Origin of the sequence: Streptomyces sp. NPDC057617 (genome assembly GCF_042800555.1) — a bacterium.
Classification (GTDB): Bacteria; Actinomycetota; Actinomycetes; order Streptomycetales; family Streptomycetaceae; genus Streptomyces.
Genome location: NZ_JBHVGV010000005.1, coordinates 130037 through 148009, shown reverse-complemented (window position 1 = coordinate 148009; position 17973 = coordinate 130037). Strand labels below are relative to the sequence as shown.

At 70.1% G+C, this 17973-nt stretch carries 16 protein-coding genes; all 16 read right to left on the bottom strand.

What is annotated here, in order from left to right:
• Positions 1–31: 31 nt before the first annotated feature.
• Positions 32–262 carry an ATP synthase F0 subunit C gene (gene atpE / locus ACFU9P_RS14595; protein WP_376371928.1) on the bottom strand — a complete coding sequence of 77 codons (231 nt, stop codon included), beginning with the start codon at positions 260–262 and terminating at the stop codon, positions 32–34.
• A 76-nt stretch (positions 263–338) separates the two neighbouring features.
• On the bottom strand, positions 339–1160 hold the full coding sequence (gene atpB, locus ACFU9P_RS14590) for a F0F1 ATP synthase subunit A (RefSeq protein ID WP_376371931.1): 822 nt from the start codon (positions 1158–1160) through the stop codon (positions 339–341).
• 228 nt (positions 1161–1388) lie between these two features.
• Positions 1389–1814, bottom strand: coding sequence for a hypothetical protein (locus tag ACFU9P_RS14585; RefSeq protein WP_376371934.1), 426 nt, complete (start codon positions 1812–1814; stop codon positions 1389–1391).
• A 274-nt stretch (positions 1815–2088) separates the two neighbouring features.
• Positions 2089–3477 carry an MraY family glycosyltransferase gene (locus ACFU9P_RS14580; RefSeq protein ID WP_384080329.1) on the bottom strand — a complete coding sequence of 463 codons (1389 nt, stop codon included), beginning with the start codon at positions 3475–3477 and terminating at the stop codon, positions 2089–2091.
• Between the two features lie 145 nt (positions 3478–3622).
• Positions 3623–4873: a serine hydroxymethyltransferase gene (gene glyA / locus ACFU9P_RS14575; RefSeq protein WP_384080326.1), complete on the bottom strand. Its 1251-nt coding sequence runs from the start codon at positions 4871–4873 to the stop codon at positions 3623–3625.
• A gap of 237 nt (positions 4874–5110) precedes the next feature.
• Positions 5111–5758, bottom strand: coding sequence for a protein-tyrosine-phosphatase (locus ACFU9P_RS14570; RefSeq protein WP_217306607.1), 648 nt, complete (start codon positions 5756–5758; stop codon positions 5111–5113).
• On the bottom strand, positions 5755–6402 hold the full coding sequence (locus ACFU9P_RS14565; protein WP_217306608.1) for an L-threonylcarbamoyladenylate synthase: 648 nt from the start codon (positions 6400–6402) through the stop codon (positions 5755–5757). Before ACFU9P_RS14565 ends, ACFU9P_RS14570 begins: the two co-directional genes overlap by 4 nt.
• 97 nt (positions 6403–6499) lie before the next feature.
• Positions 6500–7381, bottom strand: a complete 882-nt coding sequence (gene prmC, locus ACFU9P_RS14560; RefSeq protein WP_376371944.1) for a peptide chain release factor N(5)-glutamine methyltransferase — start codon at positions 7379–7381, stop codon at positions 6500–6502.
• An 80-nt stretch (positions 7382–7461) separates the two neighbouring features.
• Positions 7462–8541 carry a peptide chain release factor 1 gene (gene prfA / locus ACFU9P_RS14555; RefSeq protein ID WP_376371947.1) on the bottom strand — a complete coding sequence of 360 codons (1080 nt, stop codon included), beginning with the start codon at positions 8539–8541 and terminating at the stop codon, positions 7462–7464.
• A 97-nt stretch (positions 8542–8638) separates the two neighbouring features.
• Complete coding sequence (gene rpmE, locus ACFU9P_RS14550; protein WP_129771286.1) at positions 8639–8863, bottom strand: 50S ribosomal protein L31; 225 nt, start codon at positions 8861–8863, stop codon at positions 8639–8641.
• A 174-nt stretch (positions 8864–9037) separates the two neighbouring features.
• A complete protein-coding gene (locus ACFU9P_RS14545) occupies positions 9038–10141 on the bottom strand; it encodes an LCP family protein (protein ID WP_384080319.1) in 1104 nt (367 codons plus the stop codon).
• 184 nt (positions 10142–10325) lie between these two features.
• Positions 10326–12356, bottom strand: a complete 2031-nt coding sequence (gene rho / locus ACFU9P_RS14540; RefSeq protein WP_384080316.1) for a transcription termination factor Rho — start codon at positions 12354–12356, stop codon at positions 10326–10328.
• Positions 12357–12742: 386 nt separating this feature from the next.
• Complete coding sequence (gene thrB / locus ACFU9P_RS14535; RefSeq protein WP_376371955.1) at positions 12743–13660, bottom strand: homoserine kinase; 918 nt, start codon at positions 13658–13660, stop codon at positions 12743–12745.
• 392 nt (positions 13661–14052) lie between these two features.
• Complete coding sequence (gene thrC, locus ACFU9P_RS14530; protein WP_376371958.1) at positions 14053–15147, bottom strand: threonine synthase; 1095 nt, start codon at positions 15145–15147, stop codon at positions 14053–14055.
• A gap of 7 nt (positions 15148–15154) precedes the next feature.
• Positions 15155–16456 carry a homoserine dehydrogenase gene (locus ACFU9P_RS14525; protein WP_384080312.1) on the bottom strand — a complete coding sequence of 434 codons (1302 nt, stop codon included), beginning with the start codon at positions 16454–16456 and terminating at the stop codon, positions 15155–15157.
• 108 nt (positions 16457–16564) lie between these two features.
• Complete coding sequence (gene lysA, locus ACFU9P_RS14520) at positions 16565–17959, bottom strand: diaminopimelate decarboxylase (RefSeq protein ID WP_384080309.1); 1395 nt, start codon at positions 17957–17959, stop codon at positions 16565–16567.
• Between the last annotated feature and the right edge of the window lie 14 nt (positions 17960–17973).

The window sequence follows — 17973 nt, the reverse complement described above, 5'->3', positions numbered from 1 at the left end:
CCTTTCGTCTAGTGGGACTGGTCGTGAGCGATCAGATGCCGTAGACGAACGGCATGACCAGACCGATGAGGGCGAGCGCCTCACAGAACGCGAAACCAAGAATCTGGTTGGTACGGATCAGGCCGGCCGCCTCGGGCTGGCGGGCGAGGGCCTGGGTGCCGTTACCGAAGATGATGCCGACGCCGACGCCGGGGCCGATCGCGGCCAGGCCGTAGCCGATGGAGCCGAGCGAACCGGATACGGCGGCAAGAGTCTCGGACATGCCAGTTCTTCCTTCTCTTTCACGGACCGGTGGGGGTTGGCCACCGGACGACTGTGGGGTCTGGGACGGAGGACGGTCAGTGGTGCTCGGCGAGCGCGCCCTGGATGAAGCTGCACGTCAGCAGCACGAAGACATACGCCTGAAGGGCCTGGATGAAGAGCTCGAAGACGGTCATGACGATGACCATCACGAACGAGACGCCGGCGTAGGCGATACCGATGCCGTTGAGCAGGTACCAGCTCGCGATCGTGAAGAGCAGCAGCAGCGTGTGGCCCGCGAACATGTTCGCGAAGAGTCGCACGGCGTGGGTGAACGGGCGGATCAGCAGGTTCGAGAACAGCTCGATGGCCATCGAGAGCGGCAGAACCGGGCCGAGCGACTTGTCGTAACCGCTGAAGTTCTTGAAGGCGCCGACGAAGCCGTGGCGCCTGAAGGTGAGCGACACCCACAGGACATAGACGATGAACGCGAGCACCGCCGGGTAGGCGATGATCGCCGTCACCGGGAACTGGGCGACCGGGATGATCGACCAGAGGTTCATCATCCAGACGAAGAAGAAGAGGGAGACGACGATCGGTACATACTTCTCGCCCTCCTTCTTGCCGATGATCTCGTAGACGACCCCGCGGCGTACGAAGTCGTACCCGGCCTCGGCCACCATCTGAAGCTTGCCCGGGACAACCTTCGGCTTACGGAAAGCGGCCCAGAAGAAGACCACGATGATGAGGGAACCGAGCAGCGCCAGCAGCATCGTCTTGTTGAAGTACAGGTTGCTGTCCGGGCTGCCCACGATGGGCTCGAACAGGAACGAGTGCAGGCCGGGTGCCGGGAAGCCACATCCCTCGAAGATGTGGCAGTCGGTCTCGAAGGCGAGCACCTGCGTCGGGTCAGCACTCACCGCGGGCTCCTTCAGCATGGCGCATAGGTACGGCAACCTCGTTGTGTCGGCGCGGCGCGGAGCCGCGGTTCGGCACTGGACTGGGGGTGGTACGGATGTGGGGACGGCGGTCGGGCGGTGAGCCTCGCGTGAGAACAGGCGTCAGCTCGGATGCCCGCGCCCGCAATGCCGCAGTTGGCACCGGACGATAGCAGGATTTCGAACGGGCACTTATCCCGGCCCTACTCCTCACGCCGACGACCCCGACTTCTCGGAGGAGGCGGCGGGGTCGACGTAGAGGATCTTGGCCTTCATATGGGCGCGGGCCTGAGCGGCGACCCAGACGAGAGTCGCCACAACGAGCGTGATGGCAAAGGCCTTCGGGTTGAACAAGGTGGTGTTCTTGAACGCGGCCACGAAGATGAAGAGCAGCAGGAGCTGTGCCGTGTACAGCATCAGCCCCATCGCCTGGAACAGATGCGGCAGTGAGGCCGCCGTGCGCTGGAGGACCACCAGCCCGATACCCATGAACAGCACGACCACCAGCGTCCCGACACCGGCCCCCAGAGCACCCTTGCCGCCCGCGGCCACACCGGCGACCACCGTGGCGATCACGCCGGCGGCGGCCGTGGGAACGGCGGTGTGCAGCAGGATCCGGACGTCGTTGGACGGCATGGCGGCAGCTCCGCTTGCTGGGTGGGGCAGATGGTGTCGTCATGGACGAGCGTAGGCCCGGTCCGAGAGAAGGTTTCTCGGGCCAACGAACCGTCGCACTCCGGTCCTTCGGCTCTGTCGCCGGGTCTCGTGAACAGTATCACAAACTATTTGATGAGAGCTTTACCAAGGTGGTGTGCTCACTGTCACACATGAGAGTTACCCCGCGCGTGTGTGCAGGACACCGGTGCATGTTGTCTGGTATAGGGCCCTGCTGAGGGTAATGGACCCGCCGTCAGTTCCTCGAACCGGCCTTTCGACGGTCGGGAAAACGCGAACGAGCGCCCAGCGCGGTCGCCCCGTTGACGCCGGCGGGAACAGGCGTACGCTCCTCGGCCACCGGCTGCGGCCCGGCCTGCGCCTCCTGCGCCATCGCCAGCGCCGGTACGGGAGTGATCTCCCCCGTCTCGGCGGCCCCGGCGGCCTGGGCGGCGTCGACGGCATGTGGGGGCCGCTGCCTGCGCCGGTAGCGCGGCGGTACGAACGACTCCGCCCAGAGCGGAGCCCTCGGCGTGAACCGCGGCAGCAGCAGAAGCACCAGCCCCACCGCGCTGAGCGCGACGACCACCAGCAGGATCCACATCGACGCCGAGTGGACCGAGTACGCCACCACTCCGAACGCGATCAGCGCGGACCAGAAGTACATGATCAGCACCGACCTGCTGTGCGAGTGCCCGATCTCCAGCAGCCGGTGGTGGAGATGGCCCCGGTCGGCGGCGAACGGCGACTGCCCGTTCCAGGTACGGCGCACGATCGCCAGCACCAGGTCGGCGAAGGGGATCGCGATGATCGTCAGGGGCAGGAACAGCGGGATGAAGACGGGCAGCGCGGCGTGAGTGGCCTCGCGGGTGGAGCCCTCGAAGATCTTCAGCACATCGAGGTCGACCTGTCCGGTCACCGAGATCGCGCCCGCGGCGAGCACCAGACCGATCAGCATCGATCCCGAGTCGCCCATGAAGATCCGCGCGGGATGCATGTTGTGCGGCAGGAAGCCCACGCACATCCCCATCAGGATCGCCGCGAAGAGCGTGGCGGGGGCGGCGGCCTCGATGCCGTACCCGTACCAGAGCCGGTAGGTGTACAGGAAGAAGGCCGCGGCGGCGATGCACACCATGCCGGCCGCGAGACCGTCGAGGCCGTCCACGAAGTTGACGGCGTTGATCGTGATCACGACCAGCGCGACGGTCAGGAGCGTGCCCTGCCAGGAGGTCAGCGAGACCATGCCGACGCCGGGCACCGGGATCCACAGGATCGTCAGACCCTGCATGACCATGACGCCCGCGGCGATCATCTGCGCGCCGAGCTTGATCAGGGCGTCGATCTCGAACTTGTCGTCCAGGACACCGATCAGCCAGATCAGGGCGGCGCCGGAGAGCAGCGCCCGCGGCTCGTTGGACAGTTCGAAGACGCCGTTGAGGTTCTGCAGGTTGTCCGCGACGAGCAGTCCGGCGCACAGCCCGAAGAACATGGCGATACCGCCGAGTCTCGGCGTCGGTTCGCGGTGCACGTCACGGGCGCGGATCTCCGGCATCGCCCCGGTCGCGATGGCGAACTTCCGCACCGGGCCGGTCAGCAGATAGGTCACCGCAGCCGTCACACAGAGCGTCAGCAGGTAATCACGCACGGGCTGCCCCACAGGAATCGCTGGCCATCTCAGCCCCACACCCTAGCCCTCGCCGGACCCACCGGTGGATACCGCGTCGCCATATGAGCCAGGACGGGCTGCCGAGCGGGATGGTTGCACGGCTGTACGCCGCACCGTGTTCCCGTCAGGAAAGCTTCCCATACGGAGGGAACCGCCCCGCCAGGTCCCGTACTTCGGTACGGACCCTACGCGCCGTCTCCGCGCCCCCGCGCAACGCCGCGGTGAAGAGGGCCGCGATGCGCGCCATTTCGGGCTCTGCCATGCCCTGTGTGGTCACGGCGGCGGTGCCCAGCCGGATGCCCCGGGCGTCCGGATACGGCAGCGCGCATGTGTCGAGAACCACACCCGCGGCGGCCAGCCGGCCGCGGGCCGCCTTGCCGTCCAGGCCGAGAGGCCCGGGATCGGCGGTGATCAGATGGGTGTCCGTACCGTCCGTGGTGATACGGAGACCCTCCGCTGCCAACGCGTCCGCGAGCGCGCGGGCGTTGGCGACGACCTGGTGCGCGTACGCCGTGAACGCCGGGGCGGCCGCCTCGCCGAACGCGACGGCCTTGGCGGCGATCGTGTGCATCTGGGCGCCGCCCTGGGTGAACGGGAACACCGCGCGGTCGACGCGCTCGGCGAGGTTCTCGCCGCAGAGGACCATCCCGCCGCGGGGGCCGCGCAGCACCTTGTGCGTGGTGGCGCACACCACATCGGCGTACGGCACGGGGTTGGGCGCCGCGCCCCCGGCGACCAGGCCGATCGGATGCGCCGCGTCCGCGATCAGATACGCCCCGACGTCGTCGGCGATCTCGCGGAACGCGGCGTAGTCGATATGCCGCGGATACGAGATGGAGCCGCAGACGACGGCCTTGGGGCGGTGCTTCCGGGCCAGGGCGCGGACCTGCTCGTAGTCGATCAGGCCCGTCTCCTCGTCGACCCCGTATCCCACGAAGTCGAACCAGCGGCCCGAGAAGTTGGCGGGCGAGCCATGGGTGAGGTGTCCGCCGTACGCGAGCCCCATCGCCAGCACGGTGTCCCCGGGGCGCAGCAGGGCCGCGTACGCGGCGAGAACGGCGGAGGAGCCCGAGTGCGGCTGCACATTGGCGTGCCCGGCACCGAAGAGCGCCTTCGCCCGCGCCACCGCGATCCGCTCGGCCGCGTCGACGAGCTCGCAGCCGCCGTGGTGGCGACGGCCGGGGTAGCCCTCGGCGTACTTGTTGGCGAGCGGCGAGCCGAGGGCGGCGAGAACGGCGGGCGAGGTGAAGTTCTCGGCGGCGATGAGCTGCAGCCCGTCCGCCTGCCGCCGCGCCTCCCCGAGGATCACCTCGGCCATCTCAGGATCCTGCCGCAGCAGGACATCGGCCTCGGCGGAGGAGATGACGACCGGCATGACGAACTCCGGACCTCGGGGGCTGGGTGCCCTCCCATGCTAGGCACGGGGCGGCAAACAAGCCCGTCCGGCGTTTGAGGACGGACCGGCCCCGCACGGACGCGGCGATCCATGCGTGGGCGCACACCTCGCACCGCCAGGCACATCGCACCCAGCACCGGGGCGAACGGTTCCGTCCTCAAACGCCGGACGGGCTGGAATCTGCCGGCCAGGACCGCAGAGTGACCCGTCGGCCGCCTACCGCGGCGTCACGCCTGTCAGTGCCGTGACCACCGGGTCCAGCGCCTGGTGGATCTCCTCGCCGATCGAGCGGAAGAACGTGATCGGCGCGCCGTACGGGTCGTACACCTCGTCCGCCTCCGCCGTGGGCGCCAGCAGCCACCCCCGCAGCGCCGCCGCCGCCCGGACCAGCGCGCGGGCGCGTTCGACCACGCCCTCGTCGACCGGGTCCGGCAGCGTCGCCGGGTCTATGGCCCGTACCAGCCGGGTGAACTCCTTGAGCGTGAAGGTCCGCAGACCCGCCGAGTGCCCCATGGAGATCACCTGCGCACGGTGGTCGCGGGTCGCGGTGAGGACCAGGTCCGCGCGGATCACATGCTCGTCGAGCAGCTCACGCCCGACGAAGCCGGACGCGTCCGCGCCGAAGTCGGCCAGGACGGCCTCGGCATTGGCCTCCATCGGGGCGCCCTCGTGCCCCCACGTGCCCGCGCTCTCCACGATCAGGCCGCCGGTCAGCCGCTCGCCGAGGCGGACGGTCAGGGCATGCCGGTGCAGCCGCTCGGTGATCGGCGAGCGGCAGACATTGCCGGTGCTGACGTGGAGGATGCGGAAGGTGCTGCCGGTGTGTGCGGTCTCCGCTATGCCACGCCCCTCAGGGGCGGTCAATTGGCCACCTCGAGGTCGGGTACCACCTTGCGCAGCTCCTCCGCGTCGAGGGCACCGGCCCGCAGCAGTACCGGGACCGGTCCTGTGACATCGACGATCGAGGAGGGCACGATGCCCGGCGTCGGACCGCCGTCGAGGTAGACCGAGACGGAGTCGCCGAGCATCTCCTGCGCCGCGTCGCAGTCCTCGGGCGACGGGTGTCCCGAGAGATTGGCGCTGGAGACGGCCATCGGGCCGACCTCGGTGAGCAGTTCGATGGCGACGGGGTGCAGCGGCATCCGGATCGCGACCGTGCCCCGGGTGTCACCCAGGTCCCACTGGAGGGACGGCTGGTGCTTGGCGACGAGGGTGAGCGCGCCCGGCCAGAACGCGTCGACCAGCTCCCACGCCTGCTCGGAGAAGTCAGTGACCAGGCCGTGCAGGGTGTTCGGGGAGCCGATCAGCACGGGCGTGGGCATATTGCGCCCGCGGCCCTTGGCGTCCAGCAGATCGGCGACCGCCTCCGTGCTGAAGGCGTCCGCGCCGATGCCGTACACGGTGTCGGTGGGCAGCACGACCAGCTCACTGCGGCGTACGGCCGACGCGGCCTCACGCAGACCCGTCGAACGGTCGGTCGCGTCGTTGCAGTCGTATCGCCGTGCCATCAGCCTGACTCCCTTTTACTTTGTGGCTCGGTTCGCCTCCGGGGCGTTTCTGTCCCTGTGGACCCACTCGCCGGAGCGAAGGTGCTTACCGGGGTCGTCACGGCAAAGCCTTGCGTGCCGTGGCGAAGCGGGGGCGCTTGTTCAGGTCCGGGTGGTCCGCCGCGTCCGCCCAGCCGGACTCCTCGCTGAAGATCCACGGGACCTGCCCGCCCTGCGTGTCCGCGTGCTCGACGACGACCAGGCCGCCGGGCCGCAGCAGCCGGTGCGCGGTGCGCTCGATGCCCCGGATCGTGTCGAGTCCGTCCTCGCCGGAGAAGAGCGCCATCCCGGGGTCGTGGTCGCGGGCCTCGGGCGCCACGTACTCCCATTCGGTGAGCGGGATGTACGGCGGGTTGGAGATCACCAGATCGACCTGGCCGTCCAGCTCGGGAAGGGCCGTCAGGGCGTCTCCCTGGTGCACGGTGACCCTGGACCCCTCGGCGTTCTTCCGCGTCCACGCCAGGGCGTCCTCGGACAGCTCCACGGCGTGCACCCGCGACCGCGGCACCTCCTGGGCCATCGCGAGCGCGATCGCGCCGGAGCCCGAGCAGAGGTCCACGATCAGCGGCTCGACCACATCCATCGCCCGTACGGCGTCTATGGCCCAGCCGACGACCGACTCGGTCTCCGGGCGCGGTACGAACACCCCCGGCCCGACCTGGAGTTCCAGATAGCGGAAGAAGGCGCGCCCGGTGATGTGCTGGAGGGGTTCCCTGGCCTCGCGGCGGGCCACCGCCTCCCAGTAACGGGCGTCAAAGTCCGCGTCCTCGACGCGGTGCAGCTCGCCCCGCTTCACGCCGTGCACATACGCGGCGAGTTCCTCCGCGTCGAAGCGCGGTGACGGGACGCCCGCGTCGGCCAGCCGGCGGGTGGCCTGTGCCACCTCCGCGAGCAGCACGGATCGGGGGTGCGGGGGTCGCCCCCCGGGGGGTAGCTGCACGCTGGTCCTCCGGGCTGGAGTCGTACGGTTGTTTCTCATCTGTCCTGCGCGTGGCGTGACCGCCCCGCCTGCTGCTCCGCTTACTGCGCGGCCGCGAGCTTCGCGGCCGAATCGGCGTCGACACAGGCCTGGATGACGGCGTCCAGTTCCCCGTCGAGCACCTGGTCCAAGTTGTACGCCTTGAATCCGACACGGTGGTCCGAGATCCGGTTTTCCGGGAAGTTGTACGTACGGATCTTCTCGGACCTGTCGACGGTACGCACCTGGCTGCGGCGCGCGTCGGCGGCCTCCTTCTCCGCCTCCTCCTGCGCGGCGGCGAGCAGCCGCGAGCGCAGGATACGCATCGCCTGCTCCTTGTTCTGGAGCTGGCTCTTCTCGTTCTGGCAGGAGGCGACCACTCCGGTGGGCAGATGCGTGATGCGGACGGCGGAGTCCGTCGTGTTGACGGACTGGCCGCCGGGGCCCGAGGAGCGGTAGACGTCGATCCGCAGATCGTTGGGGTTGATCTCCACGTCGATCTCCTCGGCCTCGGGCGTCACCAGGACACCGGCGGCGGAGGTGTGGATACGGCCCTGGGACTCGGTCGCGGGCACCCGCTGCACCCGGTGCACCCCGCCCTCGTACTTCAGCCGTGCCCAGACGCCCTGGCCCGGCTCGGTGGCGCCGTTGCCGCCCTTGGTCTTCACGGCGACCTGGACGTCCTTGTAGCCGCCCAGCTCGGACTCGGTGGCGTCGATGATCTCGGTCTTCCAGCCGACGCGCTCCGCGTACCGCAGATACATCCGCAGCAGGTCGCCGGCGAAGAGCGCGGACTCGTCGCCGCCCGCGCCGGCCTTGACCTCCAGGATGACGTCCTTGTCGTCGCTGGGGTCGCGCGGTACGAGCAGCAGCCGCAGCCGTTCGGTCAGTTCCTCGCGCTGCTTCTCCAGGTCCTTGACCTCGGCGGCGAAGTCCGGGTCGTCCGCCGCCAGTTCGCGGGCGGTGACGATGTCCTCTCCGGTCTGCCTCCAGGAGCGGTACGTGCCGACGATCGGGGTCAGCTCGGCGTAACGCTTGTTGAGCTTGCGCGCGTTCGCCTGGTCCGTGTGGACCGACGGGTCGGCGAGCTTCTTCTCCAGATCGGCGTGCTCGCCGATCAGTTCCTCGACCGCCTCGAACATCGGGGGCTCCTGGTTGTGTACGAAGGTGCTTCGGGACGCCAAAGCGCCGGTCTCGACACCCCGGAGAGGGGCACCGAGAACCGGCGCAGACGGCTCGCTACTTCTTGGCGGAGGCGGCGCCCTTGCCGAAGCGGGCCTCGAAGCGGGCCACACGGCCACCGGTGTCGAGGATCTTCTGCTTGCCCGTGTAGAACGGGTGGCACTCGGAGCACAGGTCGGCACGGATGGTGCCCGACTCGATGGTGCTGCGGGTGGTGAACGACGCGCCGCAGGTGCAGCTCACCTGGGTCTCGACGTACGCGGGGTGGATGTCGCGCTTCAAGGGTCTCTCCTAGATCCGGGAGGGCGCCGGGTCGTACGCGCGGATTGCTCGTACGTGAACCGGGGCCGACGTACCAGTCTGCCAGGACCGGCCGTATCTCCCAAAACCGGGGGCCGGGCGGAGATATTCCTTGATCCCCGGCCGGCTGCCTGAGGAAGGCCCGCGGGCGGGGCGTCAGTCCTCCTTGACCGTGCCGTGCGCGTCGCCGCTGTCGCCCTCGGAGTCCTGGGTCGCCGAGGCCGGTATGGGCTTGTCCTGCTTGAGCGCGGTCCAGACCTGTTCCGTGCCGGACGGGATGGGCAGGACACGGTTCGGGTCGGCGGGGTCGTAGCTCACCGGGAGCGTGATCATCCGTACGTGCGCGGCGTCGAGGTCCTTGAGGCCGTCGGCGAAGCCGATCAGCGCCCTCACCGAGTCGAGCCGGGAGTCGGTGGTGACGGCCCGGGTGGCGGTGTCGGCGAGCCCGTACAGCTTCTTCGGGCTGTCGGCCAGGCCGATGCTCCTGACCTGCTCGATCAGCGCCTTGACGAAGCCCTGCTGGAGCTGGATCCGGCCCAGGTCGCTGCCGTCGCCGACGCTCTCGCGGGTCCGTACGAGGCCGAGGGCCTGCTCGCCGTTGAGGAGATGGGTGCCGGGCGCCAGGGTCAGCCGGCTTCTGGCGTCCTCTATCGGGCGGGTGGTGGTGACCTTGACGCCGCCCAGCTTGTCGACGAGCTTCTTGAAGCCGGTGAAGTCGACCTCGATGTAGTGGTCCATGCGGATCCCGGACATCGTCTCGACGGTCTTCACCGCGCAGGCCGCGCCCCCGACCTCGTACGCCGTGTTGAACATGGCCAGCCGCTGCCCCGGTACGGTCTTGCCGTCGCCGGTGGCGCAGGCGGGGCGGTCGATCAGGGTGTCGCGCGGTACGGAGACGATGCTGGCCGCTTTCCGGCCCGGATAGATGTGGACGATCATCGCGGTGTCCGAGCGGGCGCCGCCGCCGTCCCTGCCGTACACGGCGTTGGCGCCGGAGCGGGAGTCGGAGCCGAGGACCAGGATGTCCTGGGAGCCGCCGCCGGTGTCGGCGGGGCGGTCCCTGCCGAGGATGCGGTCGATGTCGATGCCCCGGAGATTGCCGTCGAGCTTGACGTACACATATCCGAGCCCGGAGCCGCCCAGCAGGACCAGGACGCCGGCGGACCATGCGACGGCTCTGGCCGCCCTGCGGCGGCGCCCGCCCCTGTCCCCGCGGCGTCTGCCACGGCCGGGTATTCGGCTGCTGCTCCGGTCGGTCATGGTCTCCCTCCGCCCGTCCAGCCAGTCAAACACCAAGGACGGAGCACGGCACCCTGGGGCCGTCAGAGGCCCGTACAGAGCCGCTGACGGCCCTGTACGGGCCGGAACGCGGACCGCCCCGGCGCACGGGCGCCGGGGCGGTTCGATGGAGACCTTCGATGAAGCCAGGGGACAGCGGGCCGGGTCAGTCGTTGCCGTTGCCCGGGCCAGGCGTCGTCTTCTGGATCTGGAGCAGGAACTCGGCGTTCGACTTCGTCTGCTTCATCTTGTCCAGGAGCAGCTCGATCGCCTGCTGCTGGTCGAGCGCGTGCAGCACCCGGCGCAGCTTCCAGACCACGGCCAGCTCCTCGCCGCCGAGCAGGATCTCCTCCTTGCGGGTGCTGGACGCGTCCACGTCCACCGCCGGGAAGATGCGCTTGTCCGAGAGCTTCCGGTCGAGCTTCAGCTCCATGTTGCCGGTGCCCTTGAACTCCTCGAAGATCACCTCGTCCATCCGCGAGCCGGTCTCGACCAGCGCGGTGGCCAGGATGGTCAGCGAGCCGCCGTCCTCGATGTTGCGCGCCGCGCCGAAGAAGCGCTTCGGCGGGTAGAGCGCGGTCGAGTCGACACCACCGGACAGGATGCGGCCGGAGGCGGGCGCGGCGAGGTTGTACGCACGGCCCAGACGCGTGATCGAGTCCAGCAGCACGACCACGTCATGGCCCAGCTCGACCAGGCGCTTGGCGCGCTCGATGGCCAGCTCGGCGACGGTGGTGTGGTCCTCGGCCGGGCGGTCGAAGGTCGAGGAGATGACCTCGCCCTTGACCGACCGTTGCATGTCGGTGACCTCTTCAGGACGCTCGTCGACAAGGACGACCATCAGATGGCACTCGGGGCTGTTGACCGTGATCGCGTTGGCGATGGCCTGGAGGATCATGGTCTTGCCGGTCTTCGGCGGGGCCACGATCAGACCGCGCTGGCCCTTGCCGATGGGGGCGACCAGATCGATGATCCGCGTGGTCAGCACGCCCGGGTCGGTCTCCAAACGGAGCCGGTCCTGCGGGTAGAGCGGGGTGAGCTTCTGGAACTCGGGGCGGCCCCGGCCCGTTTCGGGCGCCATGCCGTTGACGGAGTCCAGCCGCACCAGCGCGTTGAACTTCTCGCGGCGCTCGCCCTCCTTGGGCTGGCGCACGGCGCCGGTGACATGGTCGCCCTTGCGCAGGCCGTTCTTGCGGACCTGGGCGAGCGAGACGTACACGTCGTTCGGGCCCGGCAGATAGCCGGAGGTCCTGATGAACGCGTAGTTGTCGAGAATGTCGAGGATGCCCGCGACGGGGATCAGCACATCGTCGTCGGCGACCTGCGGCTCGCCCGGGCCGAACTCGTCACGGCCGCGGCGCCCCCGGCGGTCGCGGTACCGGCCGCGCCGGCCGCGGCGGCCGCCCGCCTCGTCGTCGAAGTCGTCCTGCGGTCCCGCGTTCTGCCCGCCGCGGTTGTCCCGCTGCTGGCGCTGACCGCCGCTCTGCTGCTGGCCGCCGCCCTGGCCGCCCTGCTGTTCGTCGGCCTTGCCCCGGCGGTCGCGCTGCCGGTCGCGGCGCTCGCCGCGGTCCCGGTCCCCGCGCTGGCCGCGGTCCTGGCGCTCCCCGCGCCGTCCTTCCGCGTCGCCCTGCGGGGCGCCCGTGCCGGACACCGCCACGGCGGCCTCGGCCCTGCTGTCGGGCTGCGCCTCGGCCTTGGCGTCGGCCGTGGCCTCGCCTGTGACCTCGGGGCTGCCGGCCTGCGCGGTGGCCCGGCGGCGGCGCCGCTCGCCCACCGGCTGGTCGTCGCTGGCGGGCTGGCCGGGGATGTCGATCTGCTGCGTGGCCACGGCCTTCTCGGCGGTGTCCGCAGTGTCCTCGGCCGCGGCGGCCTCGCCCGTACGCGCCTTGGAGGTGGCGCGGCGCTTCGGCTTGGCGGCGGTGCCGTCACCGTCCGCCTCGGCGCTCTTGGCCGTGGACGCGCCTCCGGCCTGCGCTTCCTTGATGACCTCGATCAACTGGCTCTTGCGCATCCGCGCGGTGCCCCTGATGCCGAGGCCGGACGCGACCTGCTGCAGCTCGGCCAGGACCATGCCCTCGAGGCCGGTGCCGGAGCGGCGGCGCCGTGCGGTGGTGCCAGTGGCAGCACCTGCGGCGGGCGCGGTGGCGTCGACACTGTTGTCGGCAGTCACGCCCATCAGATCGGTGGTGTCGCTCACGAAGGGTCCTTCCCTGGAGCGGACGTCGGCCTTCTGGCTCGGCGACCGGTTGTGCTGTCCGACGGCGGTCCCATCCTGTGGACCGCCCCGGGGCGGTGGTCCCGCCGGATATGGCGGAGAAACATGCATACGTGCGATGGGTCCGGCCCGAGGTCCCCCTGCTCGGCCCTCCGCTGGGAAAAACGGGGGGTGTCGTGCCGGTTCCGGTGCGTGCTCAAAACTGCTCAGGCAGGCTGCTCAGGCAGTTGGGGAGGCTCCCGGAAGAAGGTTGGCCCCGAAGCGGGACACGAAGCACCGCGCCTCAAAGACGTCGGTTGCAGACTTGAGGTTAACACTACCGGCTCCAACAAACATTCCCCCTCTCCCTCACCGGCAATCCCGTGCGGCTATGCGCCGAGCGGCAGAACACTGGCGCCCGCGGTGTCGAGTGAGAGCCGGTTGGCCGCCCACCCCTCGCCCGCGAGCCGTGCGACCTTGTCGGCCGCACCGTTCTCGACCAGCGCCAGGACCGTGGGGCCCGCGCCGGAGATGACCGCGGGGACGCCGTCCGCGCGCAGTCGGTTGACAAGTGCGACGCTCTGCGGCATCGCCGGGGTCCGGTAGTCCTGGTGGATCCGGTCCTCGGTGGCCGGCAGCAGCAGCTCGGGACGCCTGGTCAGCGCCTCGACGAGCAGGGCCGCGCGGCCCGCGTTGACGGCCGCGTCAACATGCGGAACGGTACGCGGCAGCAGCGCGCGCGCCGTCTCCGTGAGCACCGGGCCGCCGGGGACGAAAACCACCGGAACGATGGAATCGGCGGGATCCATCCTGATGGCCCGGGCCGCGCCGCCGTCCGACCAGGCCAGCGTGAATCCGCCGAGCAGACAGGCGGCGACATTGTCGGGGTGTCCCTCGATCTCGCCGGCCAGCTCCAGCAGCGCGGTGTCGTCGAGCCTGGCGTCCCCGCCTATGGTCACGGCGCGGGCCGCGACGATCCCGGCGCAGATCGCCGCCGAGGAGGAGCCGAGGCCGCGGCCGTGCGGGATGCGGTTGGCGCAGACGACCTCCAGGCCGCGCGGCTGCCCGCCGAGCAGGTCGAAGGCGGTGCGCAGGGAGCGTACGAGCAGGTGGGTCTCGTCGCGGGGCAGCGTTTCCGCGCCCTCACCGGCGATGTCGACATGCAGGCCGGAGTCGGCGACGCGGACGACCACATCGTCGTAGAGCCCCAGCGACAGGCCCAGGGAATCGAAGCCAGGACCGAGATTGGCGCTGGTGGCGGGGGTGCGCACCCGTACGGCGGCGGCGCGGAACGCGGGACCGGCCATCGCTCTGACGACTCTCCTTGGCGTGTGGGACCTGTGACGTGTGACCTGATTATGTGCGTGTGACGGCTTTACGTGGGTGTGACGGCGTGGCTGTGTGATCGTGTGGCGGTGCGGGATGTTCGAAATGTACGGAATATACGGGATATCCACGGCCATGCGGAACGCCCGGGGGCCACGGGGGCGACAGCGCCGCGGCATATGCGGCGGGGCGGATTGGGTACAGCCTATCGAAGGAAGGTTGTGTGGCGACATAGGGCGCACAGGAGGCGCACGATGCGTGTCGCGTGCCTCCTGTGCGCCTTTGTCGCTCTTGCCTCGCTTGAGGGCCGCCGCGGGCGCCGTCCCGCGTCGGTTCGCGGCCGGCTGCCGGTTTCGGCCCGGGGCGGGGAGGCTCAGCTCAGGCCGAGGCGCTGGGCCGCGACGGTGGCGTCGACCGGTACGGTGACCGGCTGCGGCGCTCCCGCGACCGCCCAGTCCGGGTCCTTGAGGCCATTGCCGGTGACCGTGCAGACGATGCGCTGGCCGGGGTCGACCTTGCCCTCCTCGGCGGCCTTGAGCAGCCCGGCGACGGACGCGGCCGAGGCGGGCTCGACGAAGACGCCCTCCTGGGCGGCCAACAGCCGGTACGCGGAGAGGATCTGCCGGTCCGTCACGGCGTCGATGAAGCCGCCGGACTCGTCGCGGGCGGCCAGCGCGTACTGCCAGGACGCCGGGTTGCCGATCCGGATCGCGGTGGCGACGGTGTGCGGGTCCTTGACGACCTCGCCGCGCACGATGGGCGCCGATCCGGAGGCCTGGAAGCCCCACATACGGGGGGTGCGGGCCGCGATGCCGTCGGCGGCGTACTCGCGGTAGCCCTTCCAGTACGCCGTGATGTTGCCGGCGTTGCCGACGGGCAGCACATGGATGTCGGGGGCGTCGCCGAGCGCGTCGACGATCTCGAAGGCGGCGGTCTTCTGCCCCTCGATCCTGACCGGATTGACCGAATTGACCAGTGCCACCGGGTAGTTGTCAGAGAGCGCGCGCGCCAGGGTCAGACAGTCGTCGAAGTTGCCGTCGACCTGGAGGATCCTGGCGCCGTGCACCAGGGCCTGGCCCATCTTGCCGAGGGCGATCTTGCCCTGGGGTACGAGGACGGCGCAGACCATGCCGGCCCGTACGGCGTAGGCCGCGGCGGAGGCCGAGGTGTTGCCGGTGGAGGCGCAGATGACCGCCTGGGCGCCCTCCGCCTTGGCCCGGGTGATGGCCATGGTCATGCCACGGTCCTTGAAGGATCCGGTGGGGTTGGCACCCTCGACCTTGAGATGAACGTCACACCCGGTCCGCTCGGACAGCACCTGCGCCGGGACGAGCGGCGTACCACCCTCACGGAGTGTGACCACGGGGGTGGTGTCCGTCACCGGGAGGCGGTCCCGGTACTCCTCGATGATGCCGCGCCACTGGTGAGTGCCCCGGTGGATGCCCTGGCGGGTGCCGATGCTGGTCATGGGTCCCTTACTCCCCTTCAACACGCATGATGCTGGCGACACCGCGCACGGTGTCGAGCTTGCGCAGCGCCTCGACGGTCCCGGAGAGGGCGGCGTCGGGCGCGCGGTGGGTGACGACAACGAGGGCGGCCTCGCCGTCGCCGTCCTGGCGGCCTTTCTGGCGCACCGTATCGATCGATACGCCGTGCTCGGCGAAGACTGTCGCGACCTGGGCGAGCACACCCGGTTTGTCGGCCACGTCGAGGCTGATGTGGTAGCGCGTCACGACCTCGCCCATGGCGCTGACGGGAAGCTGGGTGTACGCGGACTCGCCGGGGCCCGTGGCGTCGGCCAGCTTGTTGCGGCAGACCGCGACCAGGTCGCCGAGGACGGCGGAGGCGGTGGGCGCGCCGCCCGCGCCGGGACCGTAGAACATCAGCCGCCCGGCCGCCTCGGCCTCGACGAAGACCGCGTTGTACGCCTCGCGCACCGAGGCGAGCGGGTGGCTGAGCGGGATCATCGCGGGGTGCACCCGGGCGGTGACGGACAGCCCGTCGGCGGCGCGCTCGCAGATCGCGAGGAGCTTGACCGTACAGCCCATCTTCTGCGCGGAGGCGAGATCGGCTGAGGTGACCTCGGTGATGCCCTCGCGGTGGACGTCGTCCAGGCGGACCCGGGTGTGGAAGGCGATGCCGGCGAGGATGGCGGCCTTGGCGGCGGCGTCGAAGCCCTCGACGTCCGCGGTCGGGTCGGCCTCGGCGTATCCGAGGGCGGTGGCCTCGTCCAGCGCCTCCGAGTAGCCGGAGCCCGCGGTGTCCATCCGGTCGAGGATGAAGTTGGTCGTGCCGTTGACGATGCCGAGGACCCGGTTGACCTTGTCACCGGCGAGGGACTCGCGCAGCGGCCGTACCAGCGGTATGGCGCCGGCCACGGCCGCCTCGAAGTACAGGTCCCGGCCGTGCCGCTCGGCGGCCTCGTACAGGGTCGTGCCGTCCTCGGCGAGCAGCGCCTTGTTCGCGGAGACGACGGAGGCGCCGTGCTCGAACGCGGTGGTGATGAGCGTACGGGCGGGCTCGATGCCGCCGATGACCTCCACGACCACATCGATGTCGCCCCGTTTGACCAGGGCCATCGCGTCGGTGGTGATCAGCGCGGGGTCGATGCCCGCGCGCACCTTGGCGGGGCGCCGGACCGCGACCCCGGCCAGCTCGACCGGGGCGCCGATCCGCGCGGCGAGATCCTCGGCGTGCGTCGTCATGATGCGCGCCACCTCTGAGCCGACCACACCGCAGCCCAGCAGTGCCACCTTCAGCGGACGCGTACGCATCATCCGACCTACGCCTTTCATCCATCACAGCCGATTACCGCGGGAATCCGAACCAGTCTCACTCACTGGACGGGGGTTTCTGCCCTCTGTCCAGATTGCGAGACATGTATTTCACTCGCCGACGTCGAGCCGCAGAAGATCTTCCTCCGTCTCGCGCCGGACGATGACCCGGGCCGCGCCGTCCTTCACGGCGACGACGGGCGGCCTGAGCGCGTGGTTGTAGTTGCTCGCCATCGAGCGGCAGTACGCGCCGGTGGCGGGCACGGCGATCAGGTCCCCGGGGGCCAGATCGGCGGGCAGGAACGCGTCCCGTACGACGATGTCGCCGCTCTCGCAGTGCTTGCCGACGACGCGTGTGAGCATCGCCTCGGCGTCAGAGCGGCGCGAGACGAGCGCCACGCTGTACTCGGCGTCGTACAGGGCCGTACGGATGTTGTCGGACATGCCGCCGTCCACACTGACATACGTACGCAGACCTTCGAGCGGCTTGATGGTGCCGACCTCGTAGAGCGTGAAGGCCGTGGGGCCCACGATGGCGCGGCCCGGCTCGACGGAGATCCGGGGGGTGGCGAGCCCCGCGGACTCACACTCACGGGTGACGATGTCACTGAGGGCCTTGGCGATGTCGTGCGGCTCGCGCGGGTCGTCCTCGGAGGTGTACGCGATACCGAGGCCGCCGCCGAGGTCGATCTCCGGCAGTTCGACGCCGTGCTCGTCGCGGATCTGGGCCAGCAGCTGCACCACCCGGCGGGCGGAGACCTCGAAGCCGGCCATGTCGAAGATCTGCGAGCCGATGTGCGAGTGGATACCGGTCAGTTCGAGGCTGTCGAGGGCGAGGGCCCGCCGTACCGCCTCGGCGGCCTGTCCGCCGGCCAGCGCGATACCGAACTTCTGGTCCTCGTGGGCGGTGGCGATGAATTCGTGCGTATGGGCCTCGACACCGACGGTGACCCGGATCTGGACGCGCTGGCGGGTGCCGAGGCGGCGCGCGGTGTGCGCGACCTGGACGATCTCCTGGAAGGAGTCGAGGACGATCCGGCCGACCCCGGCCTCGATGGCCCGCTCGATCTCCTGGGCCGACTTGTTGTTGCCGTGGAAGGCGATGCGTTCGGCGGGCATGCCGGCGGCGAGGGCGGTGGCGAGTTCGCCGCCGGAGCAGACGTCCAGGTTGAGGCCCTCCTCGTGCAGCCAGCGGACGACGGCGCGGGAGAGGAAGGCCTTGCCCGCGTAGTAGACGTCCGCGTCGCTGCCGAAGGCGTCGGACCAGGCGCGGCAGCGGGCGCGGAAGTCGGCCTCGTCGAGGAAGTACGCCGGGGTGCCGAACTCCTCGGCGAGCCGGGTCACTTCGATCCCCGCGACGGTGGCGACGCCGTCCCCGTTCCTGCGGACGGTACGGGACCAGACCTTCTCGTCCAGGACATTGAGGTCGGCGGCGGGGGCGGTGTAGTGCCCCTCGGGGAAGACATCCGCGTGACGGGGGCCTGCGGGGTGTGCGGAACGGCTCATCTCGTGGCTCTCTT

What these genes read in the sequence shown, in the direction of transcription:
- atpE (WP_376371928.1), bottom strand. Translation starts at nt 262, where the DNA reads ATGTCCGAGACTCTTGCCGCCGTATCCGGTTCGCTCGGCTCCATCGGC.
- ACFU9P_RS14585 (WP_376371934.1), bottom strand. Translation starts at nt 1,814, where the DNA reads ATGCCGTCCAACGACGTCCGGATCCTGCTGCACACCGCCGTTCCCACG.
- glyA (WP_384080326.1), bottom strand. Translation starts at nt 4,873, where the DNA reads ATGCCGGTCGTCATCTCCTCCGCCGAGGCCGATGTCCTGCTGCGGCAG.
- ACFU9P_RS14565 (WP_217306608.1), bottom strand. Translation starts at nt 6,402, where the DNA reads ATGGCACGGCGATACGACTGCAACGACGCGACCGACCGTTCGACGGGT.
- prfA (WP_376371947.1), bottom strand. Translation starts at nt 8,541, where the DNA reads ATGTTCGAGGCGGTCGAGGAACTGATCGGCGAGCACGCCGATCTGGAG.
- ACFU9P_RS14545 (WP_384080319.1), bottom strand. Translation starts at nt 10,141, where the DNA reads ATGACCGACCGGAGCAGCAGCCGAATACCCGGCCGTGGCAGACGCCGC.
- thrB (WP_376371955.1), bottom strand. Translation starts at nt 13,660, where the DNA reads ATGGCCGGTCCCGCGTTCCGCGCCGCCGCCGTACGGGTGCGCACCCCC.
- thrC (WP_376371958.1), bottom strand. Translation starts at nt 15,147, where the DNA reads ATGACCAGCATCGGCACCCGCCAGGGCATCCACCGGGGCACTCACCAG.
- ACFU9P_RS14525 (WP_384080312.1), bottom strand. Translation starts at nt 16,456, where the DNA reads ATGATGCGTACGCGTCCGCTGAAGGTGGCACTGCTGGGCTGCGGTGTG.
- lysA (WP_384080309.1), bottom strand. Translation starts at nt 17,959, where the DNA reads ATGAGCCGTTCCGCACACCCCGCAGGCCCCCGTCACGCGGATGTCTTC.